Origin of the sequence: Streptomyces sp. Edi4 (assembly GCF_040253615.1) — a bacterium.
GTDB lineage: Bacteria > Actinomycetota > Actinomycetes > Streptomycetales > Streptomycetaceae > Streptomyces.
Genome location: NZ_JBEJGY010000004.1, coordinates 4,862,819 through 4,887,723 on the forward strand (window position 1 = coordinate 4,862,819; position 24,905 = coordinate 4,887,723).

A 24,905-nucleotide genomic window follows, 5' to 3' on the forward strand; every position below is an offset into this window, starting at 1 on the left:
CCGTACCCCCAGATTCGAAACCCCCCAGAAAGGGACACCCCCGGTGACTGAGAAGGCCGACCTCCAGTCCGTTCTCGACCGTGCCGCCGCGGGTGGGCGGATCACCCCCGAGGAAGCGCTCGACCTCTACCGCTCCGCGCCGCTGCACGCGCTCGGCTCCGCCGCCGACGCGGTGCGCAGGCGGCGTTACGCCGGCACCGAGCACATCGCGACGTACATCATCGAGCGGAACATCAACTACACCAACGTCTGTGTGACGGCGTGCAAGTTCTGCGCGTTCTACGCCGCTCCCAAGGACACCGCCAAGGGCTGGACCCGTGACCTCGAGGACATCCTGCGCCGCTGCGCGGAGACCGTGGAGCTCGGCGGCACGCAGATCATGTTCCAGGGCGGGCACCACCCCGACTACGGCGTCGAGTACTACGAAGAGCACTTCGCGGCGATCAAGAAGGCCTACCCGCAGCTGGTGATCCACTCGCTGGGCGCCTCCGAGGTCGAGCACATGGCCCGCATCTCGAAGGTGAGCGTGGAGGAGGCCATCAGCCGCATCCACGCCGCCGGGCTCGACTCCTTCGCCGGGGCGGGCGCCGAGATCCTGCCCGAGCGGCCGCGCAAGGCGATCGCGCCGCTCAAGGAGTCCGGCGAGCGGTGGCTGGAGATCATGGAGACCGCGCACCGTCTGGGTGTGGAGTCGACGTCCACCATGCTCATGGGCACCGGCGAGACCAACGCCGAGCGCATCGAGCACCTGCGCATGATCCGCGACGTGCAGGACCGCACCGGCGGGTTCCGCGCGTTCATCCCGTACACCTACCAGCCCGAGAACAACCACCTCAAGGGCCGCACCCAGGCGACCATCTTCGAGTACCTGCGCATGATCGCCATCGCGCGCATCTTCCTCGACAACGTCGCCCACATCCAGGGTTCCTGGCTGACCACCGGCAAGGAGGCCGGGCAGCTCACCCTGCACTACGGAGCGGACGACCTCGGCTCGATCATGCTGGAGGAGAACGTCGTCTCCTCCGCCGGTGCCAAGCACCGCTCGAACCTCCGCGAGATGATCGACATGATCCGCACGGCCGACCGGGTGCCCGCCCAGCGCTCCACCACCTACGAGCACCTTGTGGTGCACGACGACCCGGCCAACGACCCCCTCGACGCGCGCGTCCAGTCGCACATCTCCTCCACCGCGATCGCCGGCGGCACCGCCCACCCCGAGCTCAAGCTCCTCTCCGCCAACTGAGGCTGTGTTCCGGAGGTGTTGACGCTGCACGCCGCCGAACTGCTGCTGCCCGGGGACCGCGAGCCGGTTCCTGGCGGCGCGGTCCTCGTCGACGGCGGCCGGATCGCGGCCATCGGGCGGTACGAGGACCTGGCGGCGGCCCATCCCGCCGCGCGCGTCCGCCGCTGGCCGGGGACGCTCACGCCGGGCCTGGTCAACCGGCACGGCACGGCCCTGTTCGAGCACACCTACTTCCCGGACGACCCCTTCGAGGTGGACGAGCTCGGCAGCGAACCGCTCACCGGGGCCGCCCTCGCCGCGCTCGCGCCGGGCGAGTCCCGCCGGGGCAACAGCGCCCGCCGCTGCACCCAGAAGCTGCTCGCGCGCGGCGTGGTGGCGGTGACGGGGTCGCTGACCACCCCCTCGGTGCGAAGTGCCGTACGCCGGGCGGGACTTGAGGTCCTGCCGGGCGCCGCCGACGGCGCGGGGCCGGCCACCCTGGACCCGTTCGCCGACACCGCGCCGGCCGCCGCCTTCCGGGCCCCACTCACGGTGGGCGGCCCCGCCCGGTTCGCGGTCTTCGCGGCGCCGGACGAGGAGGCCCTGCGCGCGCGAGGAGCCGGCACCTGCGTCGCCACCGTCATCGGCGGCCGGCTGCTGCACCGGCGCGCCTAGTGCCTGCTTCCAAGCCCCGGTTCTGAATGGCCCGATCGCGTTCCAAGTAGCCCGATCGCGGGGCGTTCATCGCGGCCGGCGGCGGCTCAGGAAACAGCCACGTTTGTGGGCGCGCTCCAGCCGGTGACTCTGATCCACTCGACCAGATCCAGGGTGGCCGGCTCGATCGCGCGCACCACCGCGAGGTCCGAGGGGTACTTGCCCGCGTTCGCGAACTCGCGGAACATCACCTTGTCGAGGTCGTTGGGAAGCACGCTCAACGGGAGGACCTCGTACCGTGCCGGAAGCCCGGCGCGCGCGCCGAACGCCGCGGCGATCTGGGGGCCCGTCAGCTCGTCGCCGACGAGCTCGACGGCTCCGCCGGGCGCCTCCGCGGTGCCGAGCAGGAGCGCGGCGGCGACTCGGCCGATGTCCCTGACCGAGATCATCTTCAGGGCGACGTCCTCCGGCAGCGGCATCCTCAGCACGATCTCCCCGTGCTCCAGGCTCGGCGCCAACACGCTCGCGAAGTTCTCCATGAAGGCGGTCGCGCGAACCATCGAGGCCCTGAGGCCGGACTTCCTCAGGCGCTCCTCGATCCAGTGCTTCGAGTCGTGGTGCGGCACACCCGACTCCCGGTCCGCGCCGAAGACCGAGTTGAAGACGACGTGCGGGACGCCCGCCTCGACCGCCGCGTCGACGAGCGCGGTACCGACGCGGATCTCCGCCTCGACCTCTTCGAGGCTGTTCGCCTCCGGGGTCATGAAGTAGAACCCCTCGACCGCCGCCAGCGCGGCGGCCGGCGACGCCGGGTCCTCGGCCCGGATGGCCGCCAGCTCGACGCCGCGGGCGGCCAGCGCCCGAGCCCGGTCGGACTGCGGGTTGCGGACCAGGGCCCGCACCCGCGCCTTGTGGTCCAGCAGCGCGTCGACCACCGCCCCGCCCTGTTGCCCCGTCGCGCCGAAGACCGCGATCGTGCCGGTCGTCCGTGTGCTCATCGCTTCCACCCCTAAGTAGTTCATGCCATGAATGAAATTAGTTCATGGCGTGAACGTCGTCAAGGTGCGGGTGTGGCGGGATCACCTCACGGTGTGATGGGTGGGTTCGGGGTGGGCGAAGAGAGGTCCGAGGTGTCCACGATGGCGGTGGCCACGCGCTCGAAGTCGCGCTGGTCGTCGGCGTCGAGGTTCCTCGCGATCTCGGGCAGGCGCTTGGCGACCTCGGCGTAAATGGCCTCGCCGAGCACCTTCCCCGCGGGCGTAGCACTGAGCATGACGACCCGTCGGTCCTGCGCCGAGCTTGCCCGGCCGACCAACTCGCGCCGCGCGGTGCGATCGACCAGCTGGCTCAACGCGTTCTTGGTCATACCCAACGACGCGGCGAGGTCAGCCATCTGCCGCGGCTCGTTCCTGACTGCGCAGAGCAGCGTGGCCTGCGAGGGGGTCAGGTCGAACTCGGCGCAGATCTGCGCGTACTTGCGTTGAATCACGACCGAGAGCCAGAAGAGTTTGTCGCCATAGTCCACGCCGGTCTCCCCGGTCCGAAGTCGAACGATCAGCCTACTCGTCGCGGGCCGGTGATCACTTCGTTCAGGTGCACGCGGTCGCGGGCCAGGTGGACCGTCGGCCTGGTTCCCCGCGTCTTTGCCGAGGAGGCTACTTACCGGCGAGCCCCAGATTGGCCCCGTCCCGCAACTCCGGAAACCCCTGCGCGATGACAGCGGCCGGCTCCAGGCATGCCTTGCGGGTGTCCGCCGCCGTCGGGCCCGTGGCACATCCCAGGGTTCCGTAGGTTCGGACAGCGACCTGGAGCTTCCGGGCAACGGAATCGAGCGTCGCGAATCCCTTGCGCCCGTTGATCTCGCGCAAGGCCTGGTCGGCGGCTTTGGAGGTGGCGTCGGCCGCTGCCTTGCACTTCGCGGTGAACATCTGAGGTGAGGACGTCGCGCAGGGCGAATTCGTACCTGAACCGAACCGCTGTTCATCCGCCGAGATGCCCTCCTCGACAGCGAGCTTCACGTTCTGGGCGACCTCCGCCTTCGCCGAGACCGATCCACTGGACGACGAGGGGGAGGCCGAGGGCCGGTCCGCGCGATTGCCGCTTCCAGAATCGCCGCATCCCGTGATGAGCACCCCGGACAGGCCCAGCATGGCCACCGCTCGCAGTGCCTGCCTCGTCATCTTCCGCTCCCCCTCCGAACTGTCGCGTCACCCTATCCGAGGGGTCGTTCACGATGAGAGAGCTGATCGCGCAGTTCCCCGCGCGCTCCGCGGCGTGCCCGGGCTCAGGCCTGGGACAGCGCCTTCGCGAAGGCGCCCGGTTCCTGGTCGACGCCGCTGCAACTGGCCTGCGCCACCGAGGTGTTGACGCCGCCGGCACACTTCTGATCGCGGTACGTCACCCACATGGACACCCGCCCCACCCCCTTGTCCCGGGCGAACTTCCGCACCTTCGCCGCGTCCGCGAGCGTGAACGTCTCGCCCTTGACGTCGTTGACGCCGATCATCGGTGTCACCCCGAGCCCTTGCCAGGCCGCCCGGTCGGAGAGCTGGAGCGCCTGCTTGAGCTGGGTCTGCGCGGCCGTCGCCGCCCGTACCGCGTAGTCGCCCATGTTCCCGCCGAACGACGTGCCGTAGTTCATCGTCATGGCGTTGACCGCCGAGACTGTCACGCCGTGCTCCTTGGCCGACGTGAGCAGCGCCAGCGCCTGGGGCGTGAACCCCGTCGGCATCGCCGCCAGCGTGAACGTCACCTTCAGGGTGCGCCGCTTCTGGAGCAGGGCTATCGCCTCGGCGCGCCGGGACAGGGCGGCCGCGTCGGTCAGCGCGGCGCCCTCGATGTCGAAGTCGGCCTCGGCGGCGCCGGCCGCGTCCAGCGCGGAGCCGTAGGCGGCGGCCAGCTGGTCCGGGGTGCGGCAGGTGAGCGCGAGCTCCTTGCCGGCCTGCCCGCCGAACGACACCCGCACCGATGCGCCCCCCTTCTTGAGCGCGGCCACCCGGTCCTTGACGTCGCTGTCCACGATCGCGGTGTCGTCGTCCCACACCGCGCGGCAGGTGCTGCCGTGGGCGATCACGAAGGCCAGGTTGTAGACGGCGGGGGAGCCGACGGCGTCGGTCGGCGCGGCGGTGGTGGCGCTGACATAGGGGGAGTACGTGGTGGTCAGCGGGCCGGTCGCGGCGGGGGCGGCCGGGGTGTCCCGGGCCTTCGGGGCGGCTGAGTCCGCACCGCACCCCGCGCACAGCAGCGCGGCCAGGACACCGGCCCCCGCGACCGGCACCCTCAGGAAACTCCGCATGTCGTGTGCACCCGCTCTCATGTATGTGCGCCCCCGTGGCACCGAAAGGAGAATGTACGTGGCCCCGCTGTGCCGGTGAGGGCCGGGCGGCCGGTGCTCGGCCCCGTACTGCTTGAATGGGCGGCGTGACCCGCGCATCCCTGGACAAGCAGCCGCACGAAGTCGCCTCGATGTTCGACGACGTCGCGGCACACTACGACCTCACCAACGACGTGCTCTCCCTCGGCCAGGCCCGGCTGTGGCGCAAGGAGGTCGCCAAGGCGGTCGACGCGCGCCCCGCGCAGAAGGTGCTCGACCTCGCGGCCGGCACGGCCACCTCCTCGCTGCCCTTCGCGGCGGCCGGGGCGTACACCGTGCCCTGCGACTTCTCGCTCGGCATGCTCAAGGTCGGCAAGGGGCGCCAGCCGCACCTGCCGTTCACGGCGGGCGACGCGACGAAGCTGCCCTTCCGTGACGACACCTTCGACGCCGTGACGATCTCCTTCGGGCTGCGCAACGTGCAGGACACCGACGCCGCGCTGCGCGAGATGCACCGGGTCACCAAGCCGGGCGGGCGGGTCGTGATCTGCGAGTTCTCGCAGCCGACCTGGAAGCCGCTGCGGACGGTGTACACGGAGTACCTGATGCGCGCGCTGCCGCCCGTCGCGACGGCGGTGTCCTCCAACCCGGAGGCGTACGTCTACCTCGCGGAGTCCATCAGGGCCTGGCCCGCCCAGGACGCGCTCGCGGCGCGGCTCCAGGGGGCGGGCTGGTCCAAGGTGGCGTGGCGGAACCTGACGGGCGGAATCGTGGCGCTGCACCGGGGCTTCAAGGCGTAGCCAGGCCGGGCGCGCGGTCCAGGCGCGGACCGGGCCGGCGCCAGGCACTCAGATCCAGCCCGGCCGGGCCCGGGTCAGGCATCCAGCTCCAGGCGGAAGCAGAGCGCGTCCACCCCCAGCGGCGACGACGGGTACGTCCTGGACAGCGTCATCCCCAGGCGCTCGGTCACCGCCACCGAACGTACGTTCCCGGGATGGACCATCGCCACCACGCGCGGCACACCGGCGGCGCGGACGCGGGCCAGGGTCGCCCGGGCCGCCGCCGTCGCGTAGCCCCGGCCCCAGTGGGCGCGGGCGAGGCGCCAGCCGATCTCGATCTCGCCGACCGGGCCCCAGTCGTCGAGCGGCCAGGGCTGCGCGCCGGTGAAGCCGATGACCGTGTCGTCCTCGTCCAGGAGCGTCCACAGACAGAATCCGCGCTCGGCGTCGTGCTTGCGCTGGCGGGCGGTCAGTTCCTCGTACACGGAGACCTCGGCCGGGCGTCCGCCGTGGAACTCCATCACGTCGGGGTCGTCGAACACGCGGTGCCATTCGTACGCGTCCTCCTCGGTGGGCACGCGCAGCCGTACGACGGGAAGGGGCTTCTCGGGGGCGCCGGACCGGGCGGGCTCGGCGGACTCGGCTGACTCGGTGGACACAGTGCTCATGGCGGGGGCAACCCTTCGCGATGTCGATCAACGGCCACCCATAGACTGCATGGGTCCTGTGCTTCTCGGCACGCAAATTCGAGTCTTCGGGAGATCCCGCTGTGACCGAGCCGCTCTCCGAACACACCGCCGACGTGATCGTCGTCGGCGCCGGCCCGGCCGGTTCGACGACCGCGTACTACCTGGCCAAGGCCGGACTCGATGTGCTGCTCCTGGAGAAGACCGCCTTCCCGCGCGAGAAGGTGTGCGGCGACGGTCTGACCCCGCGCGCCACCAAGCAGCTCGTCTCGATGGGGATCGACATCTCCGAAGAGGCCGGCTGGCTGCGGAACAAGGGTCTGCGGATCATCGGCGGGGGTGTCCGGCTCCAGCTCGACTGGCCGGATCTCGCCTCGTACCCGGACTACGGACTCGTCCGCAAGCGTGACGACTTCGACGAGCAGCTGGCGCGCCAGGCGCAGAAGGCGGGCGCCCGCCTCTACGAGCGCTGCAACGTCGGCGCCCCCATCCTGGAGGAGCGCACCGGCCGGATCATCGGCGTCAACGCCAAGCTCGGCGAGGAGAAGACCCCGGTCACCTTCCACGCCCCGCTGGTGGTGGCGGCCGACGGCAACTCCACGCGGCTCTCCCTGGCGATGGGCCTGCACCGGCGCGAGGACCGCCCGATGGGCGTGGCCGTACGGACGTACTTCACCTCGCCCCGCCACGACGACGACTACCTGGAGTCCTGGCTCGAACTCTGGGACCGGCGCGGCCCGCAGGACCGGCTGCTCCCCGGCTACGGCTGGATCTTCGGCATGGGCGACGGCACGTCCAACGTCGGCCTCGGCATCCTCAACTCCTCCTCCGCCTTCCGCGAGCTGGACTGGCGCGAGATCCTGAAGGCGTGGTGCGCGTCCATGCCGGCGGACTGGGGCTACACCCCGGAGAACATGACGGGCCCGATCCGCGGCGCGGCCCTGCCGATGGCCTTCAACCGCCAGCCGCACTACACCAAGGGCCTGTTGCTGGTCGGCGACGCGGGCGGCCTGGTCAACCCGTTCAACGGCGAGGGCATCGCGTACGCCATGGAGTCGGGCCAGATCGCGGCGGACGTCATCGTCCAGGCCCACGCCCGCGCGACCCCCGCCCAGCGCGAACTGGCCCTGCACGCCTACCCGAAGATCCTCAAGGACACGTACGGCGGTTACTACACGCTGGGCCGCGCCTTCGTGAAGCTCATCGGCAACCCGAAGGTCATGAAGATCGCCACCCAGCGCGGCCTGACCCACCCGCTCCTGATGAAGTTCACCCTGAAAATGCTGGCGAACCTGACGGATCCGACGGGCGGGGACGCGATGGACCGCATCATCAACGGGCTGTCGAAGGTCGCGCCGAAGGCGTGACCTGGCCCTCCGGGACCAGGCAGGGGGCCGGGGGCGACCCGGCCCCCTCGCACCACTCGGGCGCGGTGAGTTGGAGGCAGGGCAGGGGCCGGATGTGCCACTCGGCGATCTCTCCGGTGCGGAGGGGGAGGGTGAACCCGATGCCCCGCCCCCGGCAGAGGGGGGCCGCCGCGGCGACGTAGCCGGCGTCGGCCCAGTCGATCGCCCGGCGTGACTCGCGCGCGCTGACCGCGAAGACGTGGGCCGCGCGGAGTTCGCAGCGCAGCGCGCGGACGGCGCTGAATGCCGTGGGCGCCATGGTGAGCCGGGTTGCCGTGGGCACGGGGCGTGGGGGTTGGGTAGCGCAGGGTTTCGTACCAGTACCCGAGGTGTGGGGTTGCCTCTACGAGGGGGCAGGCCAAGGCGGGAGACGCCGCCTGCGCGTGCTGCTGGTCAGGCGCGTACATCCGATCCCTCTCTGCCGACGGGCGGGGCAGCCCTCCCGTGACCCACCGTGCGGGGGGGTGACAGGGAGGGCAACCGCTGGCGACTCTCCCCCAACAGGCGTGATGGCGTGGAGATTGGAACCGCCCGCTCACCGCAGCGGGCGATGCGGGACGGTGTCGCGGTGCGAACGTAGCGCTATGTACGGATGCGTATCAATAGTTTGACGTCTAACGAGTGAGACGGCATGTGACAACGCGTTGTACGGACGTGAAAGCCCCCCGCCGCAGGGCGAGGGGCCGGGGGGAAGCGCTACTTCGCGAGGGCGTCGAACTCGCCCGCCTGAGCGCCTTGGAGGAACGCGAGGAGCTTCTGCCGGCTCGTCCGCACGATCACGTCGCCGTTGTCGCTCTCGCGGAGGAGGACTTCATCTCCGACTCTGGCGAGCTCCAGGCAGTTGCCCTCCGCGTCCGTTGAGAATGAGGACTTTTGCCACTGAATTTCCACTGTCTCCACGCCTTCATGCTTGTTGAGCGATCTCACGAATGAAGTCCCGCGACCTGACCGGGTGCAGCGACCGCTTCTCGGTGCGATCGAGTACGGCCCGGTAGTTGGCGAGAAGGGTTTCGGCGTCCAGGAACGCCGGGCCTGTTGGGGTGTCCATCTGCACGGTATCGAGCTGTGGCACGGGCCCATAGACGTAGAGCGTGGAACTCCCGGCGTTCGGGATCCCTCCCACCGCGAACGGGATGACCCGCACCGTGATGTTGGGACGCTCGGACTGCTTGAGCAGATGGTCGAGCTGAGCCCGGCTGACGTCCGGCCCGCCGAACCGCATCCGCAGCGCTGCCTCGTGAATGAGGAAGGTGCAGGGCAGGGGCTCATCACGGTCGAGCACGTCGCGGCGTTTCAGGCGGTGCGACAGGCGGGTGCGCAGGTCGACGGGGCTCAGTGGCGGCACGGCCTCTTCGAAGACCGCCCGGGCGTAGTCCTCGGTCTGGAGTTGTCCGGGTACGTGCATGATCGTGACGCTGCGGAGCCTGGTGGCCCGGTGTTCCAGCTCGGCGAGATCGAGCGCGGCACTCGACAGCCGGTCGCGGTAGTCGTCCCACCACCCGCCGGAGCGCTCCTCGGCCATGGACACCAGGGCATCGACGTATGCGGAGTCAGGGCACTGGTAGAGGGTGGCCCAGGTGCGCACGCGCTCGCCGCTGAGCCCGAACCGCCCCGACTCGCTGTTGCTGATGGTCGTGCGGTCCGTGCCGACCAGTTCGGCGGCGGCGGAGGGCAGGAGGCCGGCGTGCTCGCGCATCTTTCGAAGCTCTGCCCCCAACCGTCGTTGCCTTGCGGTCGGAGCCTTCCTCGGCGGCATCTGCCTCCCCTTCTGTCCGTGCTCAGTGTGGCCCTGCTCGGCTGTGACGGTCCAGCCGGCTCCTCACTTGAGCCAACTTCGTACAACGAGTGATACGCACCGCCATGTTTCTTCCCAGCACCGCGCCGCACGCCGGGGAGCCCGAAGTGCAGCCATTCGTACGCCCGTTGGGGCGTGAGGAACCGTACGGCCATCGCCACGTGTGGTGGGCGGCGCGAGCCCTGACCGCGTTGGGAGAGACGCCATGACCCTCACGGCATCAACACCGTCCGCCCCGCCCGAATCCGCCCCCACCAGAACACACCGGCTGACCACCGCGAACCGCGCCACCGCGGCGGCCGAGCTGCGCGCGATCGTGGCCGCGCTGCTCCGGGTCGCCGGACACGGACCGCTGGTCGAGTCCGCGACGCTCTGCACGAGCGAACTCGTGACGAACGTCCACCGGCACACCCGGGCCCGGCTCGTGCACGTGGAGGTCGTGCTGGGCGAGGTCGAGGTGACGGTGCGCGTCTACGACGACCAGCCGCGCCCGCCGCTCGCCCCGACCGGAGCGGATTCCGAGTACCGGGAGAGCGGGCGCGGACTGACGCTGGTCAACGAGCTGGCCGACGCGTGGGGCACGACGCGCTTCGGCGCACCCCGGCCGACCTCGAAGGCCGTGTGGTTCCGCATGGTCAAGGGCGGGCGGGGGGTGTCGTGAGCGTGCCGGGCCTCGTCTGGGCCCTGCCCGGCGCAGCTGGCGCTCTCGCTACTTCGCGAAGTGGTCGAACTCGCCCTTCTTGACCCCTTCGATGAAGGCCGCCAGGTTGGCCCTGGTGGTGATGATCTCAGCATCCGGCAGCAGACTTTCGCGGACGCGGATCGTGCCTCCTTCGGCGCCGGCCTGGAGCTCAATGCAGTTCTCGCCACCGCCACCGGAGGCGGTCGCTTTCTGCCAGTTGTCGGGTGCTGAACTCCCGCCCTGGGTTCTCACAGTCCTCCGGTTGCCCACTGGTGGCGTCGGCATACAGGACGTGGAGTCGGCTCCTGAAAAGGAGGGCTTCTGCTGATTGCTCCCGTTGATCCCGTCCGTCATCCGCCTGCCTCGCCTTCGAGCAACGCTATGTCTGTGGGCGGCACTTTGCCACCCAAGGGCAAGTGGGGGCCGCCGGTCGGCCGAAGATCTCGCGCCGCCCGGTCAGCGCACCACGTCGAACACGTTCTTCTGCACCCCGTTCGCGTACGCCTCGGACTCCACCAGCTTCAGCCGCCGCACATCCTTGTCCGCCGTGCTGAACAGCCGCTTGCCCGCGCCGAGCAGGAGGGGGAAGACCAGCAGGTGGTAGCGGTCGATCAGGTCCGCGTCCGAGAGGGCGCGGTTCAGGGTGGCGCTGCCGTGGACGATGATCGGGCCGCCGTCGGTCTGCTTCAGGGCGGCCACCTCTTCAAGGCCGCGCAGGATCGTGGTCTCGCCCCAGTCCGACACCAGGCCGTCCTCGGTGAGGGTGGTCGAGACGACGTACTTGGGCATCACCTTGTAACCGGCGAAGTCCTCCATACCGGGCCACACGGGGCTGAACGCCTCGTAACTCACGCGGCCCAGGAGCATCGCGGTGGCCTCGTCCTGTTCGCGGCCCTTGATCTCGAACGCCTCGGGCAGGAACTCGGTGTGCTTGAAGGTCCAGCCGGCGTTGCGGTAACCGGACTCGCCGCCCGGGGCCTCCACGACGCCGTCCAGTGAGATGAAGGCGGTGCTGATCAAGGTGCGCATCGAAAGCCCTCGGGTTCGTGGCGGAATACGTACGGTGCGCGCACCGGCCAGGGCCGCCGGGACGTGCTCACGCGCATTCTGACCCCGGGTCACACCGGAACTCATCGACCGCCGCGCGCCCCGTTCAGCAGCGCCGCTCCACCTCGTCCGTCCAGCGGACGGGGACCTCTCCGGCGAACCGGGACAGACCGGTGCGCAGTTCGTCCGGGGAGAGGCCGCCGTTCTGGCGGCGCGCGACATATTCGTGGCGCCTGCCGTCGTGCAGCGTCACCCACACCGCGCGGTGGTGCTCGTAGCCGCCGGCCGTCCCCTCGTCGCCGAGCTCCCAGATCGCGACCGTGCCCACCTCGATCTCGCGCACCTGCGACCAGGCCGCGTCGAACCGGGTGGCGAGGTGTATGCCCCGCGCGTCCGCGCGGATGACCGGACGCAGCGCCCCGTACACGCAGGCGACGACCAGGAACGCGCCGGCGCCGAGGACGAACAGCGCGAACCCCCAGCCGAAGGCGAGTTTGGACCAGTTGATCGGGCCCTGCCAGGGGCGGATGCCGGTGAGCATCCACAGCCCCAGCGCCATGAACACGATGCCGATCGCCGCGAACATGCCGAGTCCGTCGGCGTACACCTCGTACGGCTCATACGGCCCCGGTCCCGCGTCCCGCACCCGCTCGTCCATATGCCCACCCCCGATAGGGGATGCTGCCCGGAAACGGGCAGAGTTCAACACAATTAGGGCACGCCGAAGGGCCGTTGCTCCCGAGCGGGGGAGCGACGGCCCTTGCGGAAGGTGCGCGTGCGGCTCAGAAGGCCGCTGAACGCCTCAGAGAACGCGGACGGCGCCCGAGGGGGAGTCCCAGTCCAGGCTGCGCTCGACGACGCCGGTGGAGGGGTTCTGAGCGCCGACGAACTTGCCGCCGCCCACGTAGATCGCCACGTGGTACGCGGAGCCCTTGCCGCCCCAGTACAGGACGTCGCCCGGCTGGAGGTTGGACAGCGAGACATCGGTGCCGGTGGCCGACTGGTCCTGCGAGACGCGCGGCAGGTCGACGCCGACCTGGCGGTAGGCGGCCTGCACGAGACCGGAGCAGTCGTACGCGCTGGAGCCGGTGGCGCCGGAGACGTACGCCTTGCCGACCTGGGCCAGCGCGAAGTTGACGATGGCGGCGGCCGAACCGGTGGCGGTGGACGACTTCACCGAGGTCGTGCCGGTGGAGGTGGCCGCGACCGACTTCAGCGTGGTGCGCTCGGCGGAGCGGGAGGCGCGCTCGGCGGCGTCGGCCTTCGCCTCGGCCTCGGCGTCCGCCTTGGCCTTGGCTTCGGCGGCCTTCTTCTCGGCGTCGTCCTTGGCCTGCTTGGCGTCCTTGGCGGCGCTGGTCGCGGCGGCGTCCTGGGCGGCCTGGAGCTGGAGGTCGGCGGCGATCGCCTTGGTGGCCTGGGCGGAGGCGGCCGCGGTGGTCGCGAGGTCGCCCGTCAGCGTCGGCATCTCGATGGTCTCGGTGACCGGCTGGGCGGCGATGGCGGGGGCGGCCGCGCCTGCCAGCGCGATGGTGCTGAGTACGCCACCGGCAACTCCGGCCCGGAGCGAGACCTTCGAGGCGCTGCGGCGGGGCTTCCGGTGGCTGGGTATGTGAGCGGTGTGGGACATGGGAATAACCGCTATCAGGGGTTCGGGGTTCCCTTCAAGAAACGTGTGCTGCGCCACAGTTGGCCCCGGAGACTGTGAATCCGCTTCACGCCGGGGCTTATTGACGCCGTAACGGACAAACCTGGCAGCACCAAACAGGCCTGTGATCTTGCGTTTTCCATGAAACGCCCGAATTGCCCGGCGCTTACCATCCCCTCACGTCGATGGCCAAGCCCCGTTGATTTCCCGCGCGTTGGTGTGTGACACAGGTCACAGCATGAAGAGATCGGGTCGGGCGGAGAGAGGCCGCGCGACTCGTGAACGCGCGCACGCGTCCACCGACGGGCGCCGAAGCCCCCCGCACGAGTGAGCGCCGGGCGCTTATCACTGAAGGCGCTTGCCCTGCCAATTTGCCTGTAGCGCACATCTCTTGATAATGCCAGACCGTCGATGACCAGGGGTAACACCTCGGGATGTCACGTCTCGTGATCACTCAGGCGCTTCGCGTATGAAGATCACCGCTCATCCGACTTGATGATCCTTCGTCAGGTGGTGGAGATCACAAAGGCGTTGGCGTACCCCGTGTCGCAGATCACAGACCGCCGGGCATAAGATGCGGGGCAGTCGGGCTTGTGAACTGCCTCACATGTGGGCGATCTTCGCGCCGTGCGAAGGGGCGACAGGGCGGTTCGCGGGGCCCGCTGTGCGGTCCAACGGTCAAGGACGACTGGAAGGAGCGAGGAGCGTGAATGCCTACGCGCCCATCCTCGTGCTCGGCGCCCTCGGGGCAGGGTTTGCGATCTTTTCCGTGGTCATGGCCACGCTTATCGGCCCAAAAAGGTACAACCGGGCGAAACTTGAGGCGTACGAGTGCGGCATCGAACCCACTCCCACGCCGGCCGGCGGCGGTCGCTTCCCGATCAAGTACTACCTGACGGCGATGCTCTTCATCGTCTTCGACATCGAGATCGTCTTCCTCTACCCCTGGGCGGTCACCTTCGACGCCCTGGGGCTTTTCGGGCTCGTGGAGATGCTGCTCTTCGTGCTCACCGTCTTCGTCGCCTACGCGTATGTGTGGCGGCGCGGCGGCCTGGAATGGGACTGAGGGGCTGAGGGGCACTTATGGGACTCGAAGAGAAACTGCCTAGCGGCTTCGTACTGAGCACGGTTGAGCAGGCCGCGGGCTGGGTGCGCAAGGCGTCCGTCTTCCCCGCCACCTTCGGCCTCGCCTGCTGCGCCATCGAGATGATGACGACGGGCGCGGGCCGCTACGACCTGGCCCGGTTCGGCATGGAGGTCTTCCGAGGCTCCCCGCGCCAGGCCGACCTGATGATCGTGGCCGGTCGGGTCAGCCAGAAGATGGCGCCGGTCCTGCGGCAGGTCTACGACCAGATGCCCAACCCCAAGTGGGTCATTTCCATGGGGGTTTGCGCCTCATCGGGCGGAATGTTCAACAATTACGCGATTGTCCAGGGCGTTGACCACATTGTTCCGGTTGATATCTATCTGCCCGGTTGCCCGCCCCGCCCCGAGATGCTGATCGACGCCATCCTCAAGCTCCACCAGAAGATCCAGAGCTCCAAGCTCGGGGTCAACCAGCAGGAGGCGGCCCGTGAGGCGGAGGAGGCGGCCCTCAAGGCGCTCCCCACCATCGAGATGAAGGGGCTGCTGCGGTGAGCTCTCCCGATACTCCCGACACCCCCGAGCAGAGCGGGGTACCCGCCCCGCGCGAGAACACCGGCGACGTCATCGGCGTACGCAAGGGCATGTTCGGGGCCGCCGACGGCGGTGACACCAGCGGCTACGGCGGCGTCATCAAGACCGTGACGCTGCCCGGCGCCGCCTCCCGCCCCTACGGCGGCTGGTTCGACGAGGTGGCCGACGAACTCGAAGGCGCCCTGGAGGAGCAGGGCTTGCTGCCCGAGAACGCCATCGAGAAGACGGTCGTCGACCGGGGCGAGCTCACCTTCCACATCGCGCGCGAACACCTGCCGCGCGTCGCCCGCACCCTGCGCGACGACCCGGCCCTGCGCTTCGAGCTCTGTACGGGCGTCAGCGGCGTCCACTTCCTCGGAGACAAGGGCCGCGAGCTGCACGCCGTCTACCACCTGCGCTCCCTCACCCACGGCCGGCTCATCCGGCTCGACGTGAGCGCCCCCGACAGCGACCCGCACATCCCCTCGCTCGTCGAGGTCTATCCGACCAACGACTGGCACGAGCGCGAGACCTACGACTTCTTCGGTCTCGTCTTCGACGGCCATCCCGCCCTCACCCGGATCATGATGCCGGACGACTGGCAGGGCCACCCGCAGCGCAAGGACTACCCCCTCGGCGGCATCGCGGTCGAGTACAAGGGCGCCCAGATCCCGGCTCCGGACCAGCGGAGGTCGTACACCTGATGACCACGTCACCTTCGTCCCCCCGGGAGACGACCGAGGGGACTGTATATACAGTCACCGGCGGCGACTGGGACGACGTCGTCCAGTCCGCCGTGAAGGCCGACGACGAACGCATCGTCGTCAACATGGGTCCCCAGCACCCCTCCACGCACGGCGTGCTCCGGCTGATCCTGGAGATCGATGGCGAGACCGTCACCGAGGCCCGCTGCGGAATCGGTTATCTGCACACCGGCATCGAGAAGAACCTCGAATTCCGCACCTGGACCCAGGGCACCACCTTCGTCACGCGCATGGACTACCTGACGCCGTTCTTCAACGAGACGGCGTACTGCCTCGGCGTCGAGAAGCTGCTCGGCATCACCGACCAGATCCCCGACCGGGCCTCGGTCATCCGCGTGCTGCTCATGGAGCTCAACCGGCTCTCCTCGCACCTGGTGTGCATCGCCACCGGGGGCATGGAGCTGGGCGCGACCACGATCATGATCTACGGCTTCCGCGACCGCGAACTCATCCTCGACCTCTTCGAGCTGATCACCGGTCTGCGGATGAACCACGCGTTCATCCGCCCCGGCGGCCTCGCCCAGGACCTGCCGCCCGGCGCGATGGACCAGCTGCGCGAGTTCGTGAAGACGATGAAGAAGAACCTGCCGGAGTACGACAAGCTCGCCACCGGCAACCCCATCTTCAAGGCCCGCATGCAGGACGTCGGCTACCTCGATCTCACCGGCTGCATGGCGCTCGGCGCCACCGGCCCGATCCTGCGCTCGGCGGGCCTGCCGCACGACCTGCGCAAGACGGACCCCTACTGCGGTTACGAGACCTACGAGTTCGACGTGCCGACCACCGACACCTGCGACTCCTACGGCCGCTTCCTGGTCCGTCTGGAGGAGATGCGCCAGTCGCTCAGGATCGTCGAGCAGTGCCTGGACCGGCTCGCGCCCGGGCCGGTCATGGTCGAGGACAAGAAGATCGCCTGGCCGGCGCAGCTCGCGCTCGGCCCCGACGGCCTCGGCAACTCCCTCGACCACATCAAGAAGATCATGGGCACCTCGATGGAGTCCCTGATCCACCACTTCAAGCTGGTGACCGAGGGCTTCCGGGTCCCGGCCGGCCAGGTGTACGCGGCCGTCGAATCGCCCAAGGGCGAACTCGGCGTGCACGTCGTCTCCGACGGCGGCACCCGCCCCTACCGGGTCCACTTCCGCGACCCGTCCTTCACCAACCTCCAGGCCATGGCGGCCATGTGCGAAGGCGGCCAGGTCGCCGACGTCATCGTCGCCGTCGCGTCCATCGACCCCGTGATGGGAGGCGTCGACCGGTGACCGACACCCACCTGGGCATGCCCCAACTGCCCGCGCCCCACTACCCGGCCGATGTACGCGCCCGGCTCGAAGCGGACGGCAGGCAGATCATCGCCCGCTACCCGGACAGCCGCTCCGCGCTGCTGCCGCTGCTCCACCTCGTCCAGGCCGAGGAGGGATACGTCTCCCGCACCGGCATGGCCTTCTGCGCGGACCTCCTGGAGCTGACCACGGCCGAGGTCACGGCCGTCGCCACCTTCTACTCCATGTACCGGCGCAAGCCCTCGGGCGAGTACCAAGTCGGCGTCTGCACCAACACGCTCTGCGCGGTCATGGGTGGCGACGCCATCTTCGACGAGCTCAAGCGGCATTTGGGCGTCGGCGACAACGGATCCGACATGACCACGGCGGACGGCAAGGTCACCCTCGAGCACATCGAGTGCAACGCCGCCTGCGACTTCGCGCCCGTCGTGATGGTCAACTGGGAGTTCTTCGACAACCAGGACCCCGAGAGCGCCAAGCGCCTGGTGGACGACCTGCGCGCCGGACGCCCCGTGGAGCCCACCCGGGGCGCGCCGCTGTGCACGTACAAGGAGACCGCGCGCATCCTGGCCGGCTTCCCCGACGAGCGCCCCGGCGCCGTCGCCGCGACCGGCGGCGCGGGCCCCGCCTCCCTCGCCGGGCTGCGCCTGGCCAGGGGCGAGACGCCGGGCGCGCGCGTGGTGCACCCGCGCGGCGGCCAGGAACCGCACGACGAACCCCAGCCGGGCTCACACCACTTGAGCTCGCACGACGCACCGCAGCCGACCTCAGCGTCCGACCCCGAGCACCCGGCGGGCCCGGTCTCCGAGGAGGGGGAGTGATGACCTTGGCCACCGAGATCGAGGGAAACGGCAACGGGAGCAGCCCGGAAAAGCTCCTGGCGCCGGTCCTGACCGCCTTCTGGGACCAGCCCGAATCCTGGACCCTGGAGACCTACCGCCGCCACGACGGCTACGAGGGCCTGCGCAAGGCGCTCGCCATGACGCCGGACGACCTCATCGCCTACGTCAAGGACTCCGGACTGCGCGGGCGCGGCGGCGCCGGCTTCCCCACCGGCATGAAGTGGCAGTTCATTCCGCAGGGCGACGGCAAGCCGCACTACCTGGTCGTCAACGCCGACGAATCGGAGCCCGGGACCTGCAAGGACATTCCGCTCCTGTTCGCCAACCCGCACTCCCTCATCGAGGGCATCGTGATCGCCTGCTACGCGATCCGCTCCTCGCACGCCTTCATCTATCTGCGCGGCGAAGTCGTCCCCGTACTGCGGCGGCTGCACGAGGCCGTGCGTGAGGCGTACGAGGCGGGCTTCCTCGGCGAGGACATCCTTGGCAGCGGTCTCAACCTCGACCTCACCGTGCACGCGGGCGCCGGCGCGTACATCTGCGGCGAGGAGACCGCGCTCCTGGACTCCCTCGAAGGCCGTCGCGGCCAGCCCCGGCTGCGACCCCCCTTCCCCGCTGTCGCCGGTCTGTACGCGTGCCCCACTGTGGTGAACAACGTCGAATCCATCGCGTCGGTTCCCGCGATCCTGCACCGGGGCAAGGACTGGTTCAAGTCGATGGGCAGCGAGAAGTCCCCCGGCTTCACGCTGTACTCGCTCAGCGGGCACGTCACAAGCCCCGGCCAGTACGAGGCGCCGCTCGGCATCACCCTGCGCCAGCTGCTCGACATGAGCGGCGGCATGCGCAAGGGCCACCGCCTCAAGTTCTGGACGCCGGGCGGCTCTTCGACCCCGATGTTCACCGACGAGCACCTTGACGTGCCGCTGGACTACGAAGGGGTGGGCGCGGCCGGCTCGATGCTGGGCACCAAGGCGCTCCAGTGCTTCGACGAGACCACCTGCGTGGTGCGGGCGGTCACCCGCTGGACGGAGTTCTACGCCCACGAGTCCTGCGGCAAGTGCACGCCCTGCCGCGAAGGGACGTACTGGCTGGTCCAGTTGCTTCGCGACATCGAGGCCGGCAAGGGCTCGATGGACGACCTCGACAAGCTGAACGACATCGCCGACAACATCAACGGCAAGTCGTTCTGCGCGCTCGGCGACGGCGCGGCCTCGCCGATCTTCTCCTCGCTCAAGTACTTCCGCGACGAGTACGAGCGGCACATCACGGGCAAGGGCTGCCCCTTCGACCCCGCCAGGTCCACCGCCTGGGCGGACGACAGCACGGAGGTGAACGCATGACTGTGACGACGAGTAGCGCTTCCTCCGGGGGCGGCGAGGCGGCGGGGCCGTCCAAGGCCGTTGAGGAAACGGTCTCGCTGACCATCGACGGCATCGGCATCAGCGTCCCCAAGGGCACTCTGGTGATCCGCGCCGCCGAACAGCTCGGCATCGAGATCCCGCGCTTTTGCGACCATCCCCTGCTCGACCCGGCCGGCGCGTGCCGGCAGTGCATCGTCGAGGTCGAGGGCCAGCGCAAGCCGATGGCGTCCTGCACCATCACCTGCACCGACGGCATGGTGGTCAAGTCCCAGCTCTCCTCGCCGGTCGCCGAGAAGGCCCAGCGCGGTGTGATGGAACTCCTCCTGATCAACCACCCGCTGGACTGCCCGGTCTGCGACAAGGGCGGCGAGTGCCCCTTGCAGAACCAGGCGATGCAGGTCGGCTCCACCGATTCGCGCTTCGAGGGCCACAAGCGCACCTACGAGAAGCCCGTCCCGATCTCCACCCAGGTGCTCCTGGACCGCGAGCGATGTGTGCTGTGTGCGCGCTGCACCCGCTTCTCCAACCAGATCGCCGGCGACCCGATGATCGAACTCATCGAGCGGGGCGCGCTCCAGCAGGTCGGCACCGGCGAGGGCGACCCGTTCGAGTCGTACTTCTCCGGCAACACCATCCAGATCTGCCCGGTCGGCGCGCTGACCTCCGCCGCCTACCGCTTCCGCTCCCGCCCCTTCGACCTCGTGTCGTCTCCCTCGGTGTGCGAGCACTGCGCGGGCGGCTGCGCGACCCGCACCGACCACCGGCGCGGCAAGGTCATGCGGCGCCTGGCGGCCGACGACCCCGAGGTCAACGAGGAATGGCTGTGCGACAAGGGCCGGTTCGCCTTCCGGTACGCGCAGCAGCACGACCGGCTGACCACGCCGTTGGTGCGCAACGCCGAGGGCGTACTGGAACCGGCGAGCTGGCCGGAGGCGCTGGAGGCCGCCGCCGCCGGACTCGCCGCCGCGCGCGGGCGGGCCGGGGTGCTCACGGGCGGCCGGCTCACCGTCGAGGACGCGTACGCCTACGCCAAGTTCGCCCGGATCGCCCTGGACACCAACGACATCGACTTCCGGGCCCGCCCGCACTCCGCGGAGGAGGCCGACTTCCTGGCGGCCCGCGTCGCGGGGCACGGGCGCGACCTCGACGGACAGGGCGTGACCTACACCCTGCTCGAACAGGCGCCGGCGGTCCTGCTGGCCGGCTTCGAGTCCGAGGAGGAGGCGCCCGGCGTCTTCCTGCGGCTGCGCAAGGCCTGGCGGGGGCACGGCCAGCGCACCTTCTCGCTCGCCAGCCACCTGACGCGGGGCCTGGCGAAGGCGGGCGGCACCCTGCTGCTCGCGGCGCCCGGCACCGAGACCGAATGGCTCGACGCGCTCGCGGGCGGCGTAGGCCTGGACGAGGACGGGGCGCGGGCGGCCGACGCGCTGCGCTCGCCGGGCGCAGTCCTCGTCGTCGGTGAACGCCTCGCGGGCGTGCCCGGCGGCCTGACCGCCGCCGTGCGCGCGGCCACCGCGACCGGCGCCGCACTGGTGTGGATCCCGCGCCGGGCCGGTGAGCGCGGCGCGGTGGAGGCGGGCGCGCTTCCTTCGCTGCTGCCGGGCGGACGCCCGGCCACCGACCCGCGCGCCCGCGACGAGGTCGCCGCCGCCTGGGGCGTACGCGAACTCCCGCACCGCTACGGGCGCGACACCGGCCAGATCGTCGAGGCCGCCGTCACCGGGGAACTGGGCGCGCTGCTCGTCGCGGGCGTCGACCCGGCCGACCTGCCGGACCCCGCGCGGGCCCGCCAGGCGCTCGCGGGGGCCTTCGTGGTCAGCCTCGAACTGCGGCCGAGCGAGGTGACCGACCACGCCGCCGTCGTCTTCCCGGTCGCCGCGGTCGCCGAGAAGCCGGGCACCTTCCTCAACTGGGAGGGCCGCGCGAGGCTGTTCGAGGCCGCCCTGAAGCCGGAACAGCTGACCCGCACGCCGTCGCCCACCGACGCCCGCGTCCTTCACATGCTGGCCGACGCGCTCGACGTGGACCTCGCGCTGCCCGACGTCCGCTCCGTACGGGGCGAGATGACCCGGCTCGGCACCTGGGACGGGCCGCGCGCGAGCGGACCCCTGGAGCCAGGAGTCGCGTCCGCGCGGCCTCTGCCCCGGCCCGCCGAGGGGGAGGCGGTGCTCGCGGGCCACCGGATGCTGCTCGACCGGGGCTCCCTCCAGGAGGGCGACGAGGCGCTGGCCGGCACCCGGCACGCGTCCGTGGCCCGGCTCTCGGCGGCCACCGCGGCCGAGTCCGGCGTCAAGGACGGCGACCTGCTCCAGGTCACCGGCCCGCGCGGCGGCGTCCAACTCCCGCTCCAGGTGAGCGAGATGCCCGACCGCGTGGTCTGGCTGCCGCTGAACTCCGTCGGCGGCGGGGTCGCCGCCGACACCGGCGCGGTCCCCGGACAGGTCGTCCGGATCGGACCGGCCGCCACGGAAGCACCCTCGGAGGTGGTGGAGGCGTGATCACGTTCGCCGCGGAAGACCTCTCCATGTTCGGCCGCGACCCCTGGTGGCTCGTCGTCGTCAAGGCCGTCTTCTGCTTCGCGTTCCTGATGGTGACCGTGCTGTTCTCCATCGTGTGGGAGCGCAAGGTCGTCGCCTGGATGCAGCTGCGCATCGGGCCCAACCGGCACGGCCCCTGGGGCATGCTCCAGTCGCTCGCCGACGGCATCAAGCTGATGCTGAAGGAAGACGTCATCGTCAAGCGGGCCGACAAAGTCGTCTACGTCCTGGCCCCGATCATCGCCGCGATCCCCGCGTTCATGGCGATCGCGGTGATCCCCTTCGGGCCCGCGGGCAACGAGGTGTCGATCTTCGGCCACCGCACCACGATGCAGCTCACCGACCTGCCGATCGCCATGCTGTATGTCCTGGCGGTCGCCTCGGTCGGCATCTACGGCATCGTGCTCGCGGGCTGGTCCTCCGGCTCGACGTACCCGCTCCTCGGCGGTCTGCGCTCCTGCGCGCAGATGATCTCCTACGAGATCGCGATGGGCGCGGCCTTCGCCTCGGTCTTCCTGTACTCGGGGTCGATGTCGACCTCGAAGATCGTGGAGGCGCAGGGCGACCGCTGGTACATCGTGCTGCTGCCGGTCTCGTTCATCATCTACATCGTCACGATGGTCGGCGAGACCAACCGGGCGCCGTTCGACATGCCGGAGTCCGAGGGCGACCTGGTCGGCGGCTTCAACACCGAGTACTCCTCGATCAAGTTCGCGATGTTCATGCTCGCCGAGTACGTCAACATGGTCACCGTCTCGGCCGTCTCGGTCACCCTCTTCCTCGGCGGCTGGCGCGCCCCCTGGCCCATCAGCACCTTCTGGGAGGGCGCGAACCACGGCTGGTGGCCGATGCTCTGGTTCGTCATCAAGGTCCAGCTGCTGCTCTTCTTCTTCATCTGGCTGCGCGGCACGCTGCCCCGGGTCCGCTACGACCAGCTCATGAAGCTGGGGTGGAAGGTCCTCATCCCGGTCTCCGTGGTCTGGCTGATGATGGTCGCGACCGTGCGGGCCCTGCACAACGAGGGCTACGGCTTCTCCAAGGTCGTTTTGTACGTCGCCGGCGCGGTCCTCGCGCTGCTGCTCCTCTCCTTCCTCGTGGATGTGTTCCGGAACAAGAAGGAGAACGAGGGGGCCGAGGGGCCCGAGGGGGCGAAACCCGCCGCCTTCGACCCGATGGCCGGGGGATTCCCGGTGCCGCCGCTGCCCGGCCAGACCCTTCCGCCCGTGCCCCGCCGACGGCCGCGCCATGAGGGCCAGTTGATTGTCAGTGGCGGGACGGATACTCAGAGTGACGCAGAAGGAAGGGAGGGCGACGGTGTCTGACACGCCATCGGACAAGTCCTTGAGCGGCAACCCGGCGAAGGCCGACAAGCCGGCGAAGGCCGGGAAGCCGGCGAAGGCCGGGAAGCCGGCCGAACCGCAGGAGCCGCAGGACAAGTTCCTCAACCCCGTGGCCGGCTTCGGCGTGACCTTCAAGGCCATGTTCAAGAAGCGGCTGACCGAGCAGTATCCGGAACAGCCCAAGGTCACCGCGCCGCGCTTCCACGGCCGCCACCAGCTCAACCGGCATCCGGACGGCCTGGAGAAGTGCGTGGGCTGCGAGCTGTGCGCCTGGGCCTGCCCCGCCGACGCCATCTATGTGGAAGGCGCCGACAACACGGACGAGGAGCGCTATTCGCCGGGCGAGCGCTACGGCCGCGTCTACCAGATCAACTACGCCCGTTGCATCCTGTGCGGGCTGTGCATCGAGGCATGCCCCACCCGGGCGCTGACGATGACCAACGAGTTCGAACTGGCCGACTCCTCGCGCGAGAACCTGATCTACACCAAGGAGCAGCTGCTCGCCGGCCTTGAGGACACCATGGTCGACAGCCCGCACGCGATCTACCCGGGCATGGACGAGCAGGACTACTACCGGGGCCTGGTCACCGAGGCGGCCCCCGGCACCGTGCGCCAAGTCGCGCTCAGCAAGGGCGAGCGGCCCCAGGAGGGTGCCTCCACCTTCGGTGCGGACGAGCCCGCGTCCGGCAAGGCGGTGGGGGCATGAGCGCGCCCACCGAGCTGCTGGCCGCCACGGCCTCGGCCACCTCCACCGGTGAGGCCTTCCAGTTCTGGGTGCTCGGCACGGTCGCCGTGATCGGCGCCCTGTGCACGATCCTCATGAAGAAGGCCGTGCACAGCGCGCTGTGCCTGGCCGGAACCATGATCATCCTCGCGGTGTTCTACCTGGCCAACGGGGCGTACTTCCTGGGCATCGTCCAGATCGTCGTCTACACCGGCGCGATCATGATGCTGTTCCTCTTCGTGGTCATGCTGGTCGGCGTCACCGCCGCCGACTCGCTGAAGGAGACCATCAAGGGCCAGCGCTGGTGGGCCGCGGCCTGCGGGCTCGGCTTCGGGGTGCTGCTCATCGCGGGCATCGCCCACGCCTCCCTGAAGAGCTTCAACGGACTCGGCCAGGCCAACGCCAACGGCAACGTGGAGGGCCTTGCCGCCCTCATCTTCACCAAGTACGTCTTCGCCTTCGAGATCACCGGCGCCCTGCTGATCACCTCGGCGGTCGGCGCGATGGTGCTCACCCACCGGGAGCGCACCGAGCGCGCCAAGACCCAGCGCGAGATGTCCGAGGAGCGCGTACGCGGCAAGCACCTGCCCCCGCTGCCCGCCCCCGGCGTCTACGCCCGGCACAACGCGGTGGACGTCGCGGGCCTGCTCCCCGACGGCACACCCTCCGAGCTCACCGTCAACCAGACGCTGCGCGGCCGCGGTCAGATCCGCGACGTCTCCAGCGAGGCACTGGCCGACCTCAAGGCACTGGAGCAGCGCTCGGAGCGCCGCCTGGGCCGGGGCCACGACTCAGGGGGCGGCGGCGGCGCCGGGCGCGACCACGACCTCGGGCGCGACCAAGAGGAGGCCGCCAAGTGAATCCGGTCAACTACCTCTACCTGGCAGCCCTGTTGTTCACCATCGGCGCCGCCGGGGTGCTCATCAGGCGCAACGCGATCGTGGTCTTCATGTGCGTCGAGCTGATGCTCAACGCCTGCAACCTCGCCTTCGTCTGCTTCTCCCGGCTGCACGGCAACCTCGACGGCCAGATCATCGCGTTCTTCACGATGGTCGTCGCCGCCGCGGAGGTCGTGGTCGGGCTCGCGATCATCGTGTCGCTCTTCCGTTCCCGCCACTCGGCCTCGGTCGACGACGCCAGCCTGATGAAGCTGTAAGGGGTCGCTGCAA

General features: G+C 69.8%; 28 protein-coding genes. 16 read left to right on the plus strand and 12 right to left on the minus strand.

The window, feature by feature from the left end:
- The first annotated feature begins 43 nt into the window (after positions 1-43).
- The gene (gene mqnC, locus ABR738_RS24075) at positions 44-1,243 is read left to right on the plus strand and encodes a cyclic dehypoxanthinyl futalosine synthase (protein WP_350232057.1); all 1,200 of its coding nucleotides are present in this window, start codon (positions 44-46) and stop codon (positions 1,241-1,243) included.
- A 15-nt stretch (positions 1,244-1,258) separates the two neighbouring features.
- Positions 1,259-1,897 (plus strand): imidazolonepropionase-like domain-containing protein, encoded by a 639-nt coding sequence (locus tag ABR738_RS24080; RefSeq protein WP_350232058.1) that lies wholly within the window; start codon positions 1,259-1,261, stop codon positions 1,895-1,897.
- An 86-nt stretch (positions 1,898-1,983) separates the two neighbouring features.
- Here ABR738_RS24080 and ABR738_RS24085 read toward each other — a convergent pair whose 3' ends face one another.
- The 4 genes from ABR738_RS24085 to ABR738_RS24100 form a co-directional block, all read right to left on the minus strand.
- Complete coding sequence (locus tag ABR738_RS24085) at positions 1,984-2,874, minus strand: NmrA/HSCARG family protein (RefSeq protein ID WP_350232059.1); 891 nt, start codon at positions 2,872-2,874, stop codon at positions 1,984-1,986.
- A gap of 86 nt (positions 2,875-2,960) precedes the next feature.
- On the minus strand, positions 2,961-3,401 hold the full coding sequence (locus ABR738_RS24090) for a MarR family winged helix-turn-helix transcriptional regulator (RefSeq protein ID WP_350232060.1): 441 nt from the start codon (positions 3,399-3,401) through the stop codon (positions 2,961-2,963).
- Between the two features lie 130 nt (positions 3,402-3,531).
- Complete coding sequence (locus ABR738_RS24095; protein ID WP_350232061.1) at positions 3,532-4,056, minus strand: hypothetical protein; 525 nt, start codon at positions 4,054-4,056, stop codon at positions 3,532-3,534.
- Positions 4,057-4,160: 104 nt separating this feature from the next.
- On the minus strand, positions 4,161-5,171 hold the full coding sequence (locus ABR738_RS24100) for a chitinase (protein WP_350232062.1): 1,011 nt from the start codon (positions 5,169-5,171) through the stop codon (positions 4,161-4,163).
- Positions 5,172-5,296: 125 nt separating this feature from the next.
- On the opposite strand from ABR738_RS24100, the gene ABR738_RS24105 reads away from it, so the two are divergent.
- The gene (locus tag ABR738_RS24105; protein ID WP_350232063.1) at positions 5,297-5,989 is read left to right on the plus strand and encodes a demethylmenaquinone methyltransferase; all 693 of its coding nucleotides are present in this window, start codon (positions 5,297-5,299) and stop codon (positions 5,987-5,989) included.
- Between the two features lie 74 nt (positions 5,990-6,063).
- Here the strand turns inward: ABR738_RS24105 and ABR738_RS24110 are convergent, their stop codons facing one another.
- The gene (locus tag ABR738_RS24110; protein WP_350232064.1) at positions 6,064-6,636 is read right to left on the minus strand and encodes a GNAT family N-acetyltransferase; all 573 of its coding nucleotides are present in this window, start codon (positions 6,634-6,636) and stop codon (positions 6,064-6,066) included.
- A gap of 101 nt (positions 6,637-6,737) precedes the next feature.
- On the opposite strand from ABR738_RS24110, the gene ABR738_RS24115 reads away from it, so the two are divergent.
- Positions 6,738-8,021, plus strand: coding sequence for a geranylgeranyl reductase family protein (locus ABR738_RS24115; protein WP_350232065.1), 1,284 nt, complete (start codon positions 6,738-6,740; stop codon positions 8,019-8,021).
- On the opposite strand, the gene ABR738_RS24120 is transcribed toward ABR738_RS24115, so the two are convergent.
- From ABR738_RS24120 to ABR738_RS24130, 3 genes are all read right to left on the minus strand, one after another.
- Positions 7,987-8,343 carry a hypothetical protein gene (locus tag ABR738_RS24120; protein ID WP_350232066.1) on the minus strand — a complete coding sequence of 119 codons (357 nt, stop codon included), beginning with the start codon at positions 8,341-8,343 and terminating at the stop codon, positions 7,987-7,989. The genes ABR738_RS24115 and ABR738_RS24120 overlap by 35 nt on opposite strands.
- Before the next feature lie 413 nt (positions 8,344-8,756).
- Complete coding sequence (locus ABR738_RS24125; protein WP_350234707.1) at positions 8,757-8,951, minus strand: DUF397 domain-containing protein; 195 nt, start codon at positions 8,949-8,951, stop codon at positions 8,757-8,759.
- Positions 8,952-8,964: 13 nt separating this feature from the next.
- The gene (locus ABR738_RS24130) at positions 8,965-9,816 is read right to left on the minus strand and encodes a Scr1 family TA system antitoxin-like transcriptional regulator (RefSeq protein ID WP_350232067.1); all 852 of its coding nucleotides are present in this window, start codon (positions 9,814-9,816) and stop codon (positions 8,965-8,967) included.
- A gap of 244 nt (positions 9,817-10,060) precedes the next feature.
- Here ABR738_RS24130 and ABR738_RS24135 point away from each other — a divergent pair, with 244 nt between their 5' ends.
- Positions 10,061-10,516: an ATP-binding protein gene (locus ABR738_RS24135; protein WP_350232068.1), complete on the plus strand. Its 456-nt coding sequence runs from the start codon at positions 10,061-10,063 to the stop codon at positions 10,514-10,516.
- Positions 10,517-10,564: 48 nt separating this feature from the next.
- Here ABR738_RS24135 and ABR738_RS24140 read toward each other — a convergent pair whose 3' ends face one another.
- The 4 genes from ABR738_RS24140 to ABR738_RS24155 all read right to left on the minus strand — a co-directional run bounded on the left by ABR738_RS24140 (position 10,565) and on the right by ABR738_RS24155 (position 13,211).
- Complete coding sequence (locus ABR738_RS24140) at positions 10,565-10,789, minus strand: DUF397 domain-containing protein (RefSeq protein ID WP_350232069.1); 225 nt, start codon at positions 10,787-10,789, stop codon at positions 10,565-10,567.
- A 204-nt stretch (positions 10,790-10,993) separates the two neighbouring features.
- Positions 10,994-11,566: a dihydrofolate reductase family protein gene (locus ABR738_RS24145; protein ID WP_350232070.1), complete on the minus strand. Its 573-nt coding sequence runs from the start codon at positions 11,564-11,566 to the stop codon at positions 10,994-10,996.
- Between the two features lie 124 nt (positions 11,567-11,690).
- Positions 11,691-12,242, minus strand: coding sequence for a hypothetical protein (locus tag ABR738_RS24150; RefSeq protein WP_350232071.1), 552 nt, complete (start codon positions 12,240-12,242; stop codon positions 11,691-11,693).
- Between the two features lie 144 nt (positions 12,243-12,386).
- Positions 12,387-13,211, minus strand: a complete 825-nt coding sequence (locus ABR738_RS24155) for a C40 family peptidase (RefSeq protein WP_350232072.1) — start codon at positions 13,209-13,211, stop codon at positions 12,387-12,389.
- Positions 13,212-13,935: 724 nt separating this feature from the next.
- Between ABR738_RS24155 and ABR738_RS24160 the strand changes: the two genes are divergently transcribed.
- From ABR738_RS24160 to nuoK, 11 genes are read left to right on the plus strand one after another with little or no spacing between them, the layout of a single operon-like run.
- The gene (locus ABR738_RS24160; protein ID WP_030494815.1) at positions 13,936-14,295 is read left to right on the plus strand and encodes an NADH-quinone oxidoreductase subunit A; all 360 of its coding nucleotides are present in this window, start codon (positions 13,936-13,938) and stop codon (positions 14,293-14,295) included.
- Between the two features lie 17 nt (positions 14,296-14,312).
- Positions 14,313-14,867, plus strand: a complete 555-nt coding sequence (locus ABR738_RS24165; RefSeq protein WP_350232073.1) for a NuoB/complex I 20 kDa subunit family protein — start codon at positions 14,313-14,315, stop codon at positions 14,865-14,867.
- Positions 14,864-15,589, plus strand: coding sequence for an NADH-quinone oxidoreductase subunit C (locus ABR738_RS24170; protein ID WP_350232074.1), 726 nt, complete (start codon positions 14,864-14,866; stop codon positions 15,587-15,589). The genes ABR738_RS24165 and ABR738_RS24170 overlap by 4 nt, the downstream gene beginning before the upstream one ends.
- Positions 15,589-16,911, plus strand: coding sequence for an NADH-quinone oxidoreductase subunit D (locus tag ABR738_RS24175; RefSeq protein ID WP_350232075.1), 1,323 nt, complete (start codon positions 15,589-15,591; stop codon positions 16,909-16,911). Before ABR738_RS24170 ends, ABR738_RS24175 begins: the two co-directional genes overlap by 1 nt.
- Positions 16,912-16,928: 17 nt before the next feature.
- On the plus strand, positions 16,929-17,753 hold the full coding sequence (gene nuoE, locus ABR738_RS24180) for an NADH-quinone oxidoreductase subunit NuoE (protein ID WP_350234709.1): 825 nt from the start codon (positions 16,929-16,931) through the stop codon (positions 17,751-17,753).
- The gene (gene nuoF / locus ABR738_RS24185) at positions 17,753-19,114 is read left to right on the plus strand and encodes an NADH-quinone oxidoreductase subunit NuoF (protein WP_350232076.1); all 1,362 of its coding nucleotides are present in this window, start codon (positions 17,753-17,755) and stop codon (positions 19,112-19,114) included. Before nuoE ends, nuoF begins: the two co-directional genes overlap by 1 nt.
- The gene (locus tag ABR738_RS24190; protein WP_350232077.1) at positions 19,111-21,633 is read left to right on the plus strand and encodes an NADH-quinone oxidoreductase subunit G; all 2,523 of its coding nucleotides are present in this window, start codon (positions 19,111-19,113) and stop codon (positions 21,631-21,633) included. Before nuoF ends, ABR738_RS24190 begins: the two co-directional genes overlap by 4 nt.
- A 26-nt stretch (positions 21,634-21,659) precedes the next feature.
- Complete coding sequence (nuoH, locus tag ABR738_RS24195) at positions 21,660-22,994, plus strand: NADH-quinone oxidoreductase subunit NuoH (RefSeq protein WP_350234710.1); 1,335 nt, start codon at positions 21,660-21,662, stop codon at positions 22,992-22,994.
- Positions 22,987-23,718 (plus strand): NADH-quinone oxidoreductase subunit NuoI, encoded by a 732-nt coding sequence (gene nuoI, locus ABR738_RS24200; RefSeq protein ID WP_350232078.1) that lies wholly within the window; start codon positions 22,987-22,989, stop codon positions 23,716-23,718. The genes nuoH and nuoI overlap by 8 nt, the downstream gene beginning before the upstream one ends.
- On the plus strand, positions 23,715-24,596 hold the full coding sequence (locus ABR738_RS24205; RefSeq protein WP_350232079.1) for an NADH-quinone oxidoreductase subunit J: 882 nt from the start codon (positions 23,715-23,717) through the stop codon (positions 24,594-24,596). The genes nuoI and ABR738_RS24205 overlap by 4 nt, the downstream gene beginning before the upstream one ends.
- Positions 24,593-24,892 (plus strand): NADH-quinone oxidoreductase subunit NuoK, encoded by a 300-nt coding sequence (gene nuoK, locus ABR738_RS24210; protein ID WP_100578793.1) that lies wholly within the window; start codon positions 24,593-24,595, stop codon positions 24,890-24,892. Before ABR738_RS24205 ends, nuoK begins: the two co-directional genes overlap by 4 nt.
- Positions 24,893-24,905 lie beyond the last annotated feature (13 nt).

Bases quoted from the DNA above. Each gene is read 5' to 3' on its own strand.
- ABR738_RS24085 (WP_350232059.1), bottom strand. From the start codon at position 2,874: ATGAGCACACGGACGACCGGCACGATCGCGGTCTTCGGCGCGACGGGG.
- ABR738_RS24165 (WP_350232073.1), top strand. From the start codon at position 14,313: ATGGGACTCGAAGAGAAACTGCCTAGCGGCTTCGTACTGAGCACGGTT.
- ABR738_RS24095 (WP_350232061.1), bottom strand. From the start codon at position 4,056: ATGACGAGGCAGGCACTGCGAGCGGTGGCCATGCTGGGCCTGTCCGGG.
- nuoF (WP_350232076.1), top strand. From the start codon at position 17,753: ATGACCTTGGCCACCGAGATCGAGGGAAACGGCAACGGGAGCAGCCCG.
- ABR738_RS24205 (WP_350232079.1), top strand. From the start codon at position 23,715: ATGAGCGCGCCCACCGAGCTGCTGGCCGCCACGGCCTCGGCCACCTCC.
- ABR738_RS24135 (WP_350232068.1), top strand. From the start codon at position 10,061: ATGACCCTCACGGCATCAACACCGTCCGCCCCGCCCGAATCCGCCCCC.
- ABR738_RS24150 (WP_350232071.1), bottom strand. From the start codon at position 12,242: ATGGACGAGCGGGTGCGGGACGCGGGACCGGGGCCGTATGAGCCGTAC.
- ABR738_RS24145 (WP_350232070.1), bottom strand. From the start codon at position 11,566: ATGCGCACCTTGATCAGCACCGCCTTCATCTCACTGGACGGCGTCGTG.
- nuoE (WP_350234709.1), top strand. From the start codon at position 16,929: ATGCCCCAACTGCCCGCGCCCCACTACCCGGCCGATGTACGCGCCCGG.
- ABR738_RS24190 (WP_350232077.1), top strand. From the start codon at position 19,111: ATGACTGTGACGACGAGTAGCGCTTCCTCCGGGGGCGGCGAGGCGGCG.
- ABR738_RS24175 (WP_350232075.1), top strand. From the start codon at position 15,589: ATGACCACGTCACCTTCGTCCCCCCGGGAGACGACCGAGGGGACTGTA.
- nuoH (WP_350234710.1), top strand. From the start codon at position 21,660: ATGTTCGGCCGCGACCCCTGGTGGCTCGTCGTCGTCAAGGCCGTCTTC.
- ABR738_RS24130 (WP_350232067.1), bottom strand. From the start codon at position 9,816: ATGCCGCCGAGGAAGGCTCCGACCGCAAGGCAACGACGGTTGGGGGCA.
- ABR738_RS24155 (WP_350232072.1), bottom strand. From the start codon at position 13,211: ATGTCCCACACCGCTCACATACCCAGCCACCGGAAGCCCCGCCGCAGC.
- ABR738_RS24110 (WP_350232064.1), bottom strand. From the start codon at position 6,636: ATGAGCACTGTGTCCACCGAGTCAGCCGAGTCCGCCGAGCCCGCCCGG.
- ABR738_RS24100 (WP_350232062.1), bottom strand. From the start codon at position 5,171: ATGCGGAGTTTCCTGAGGGTGCCGGTCGCGGGGGCCGGTGTCCTGGCC.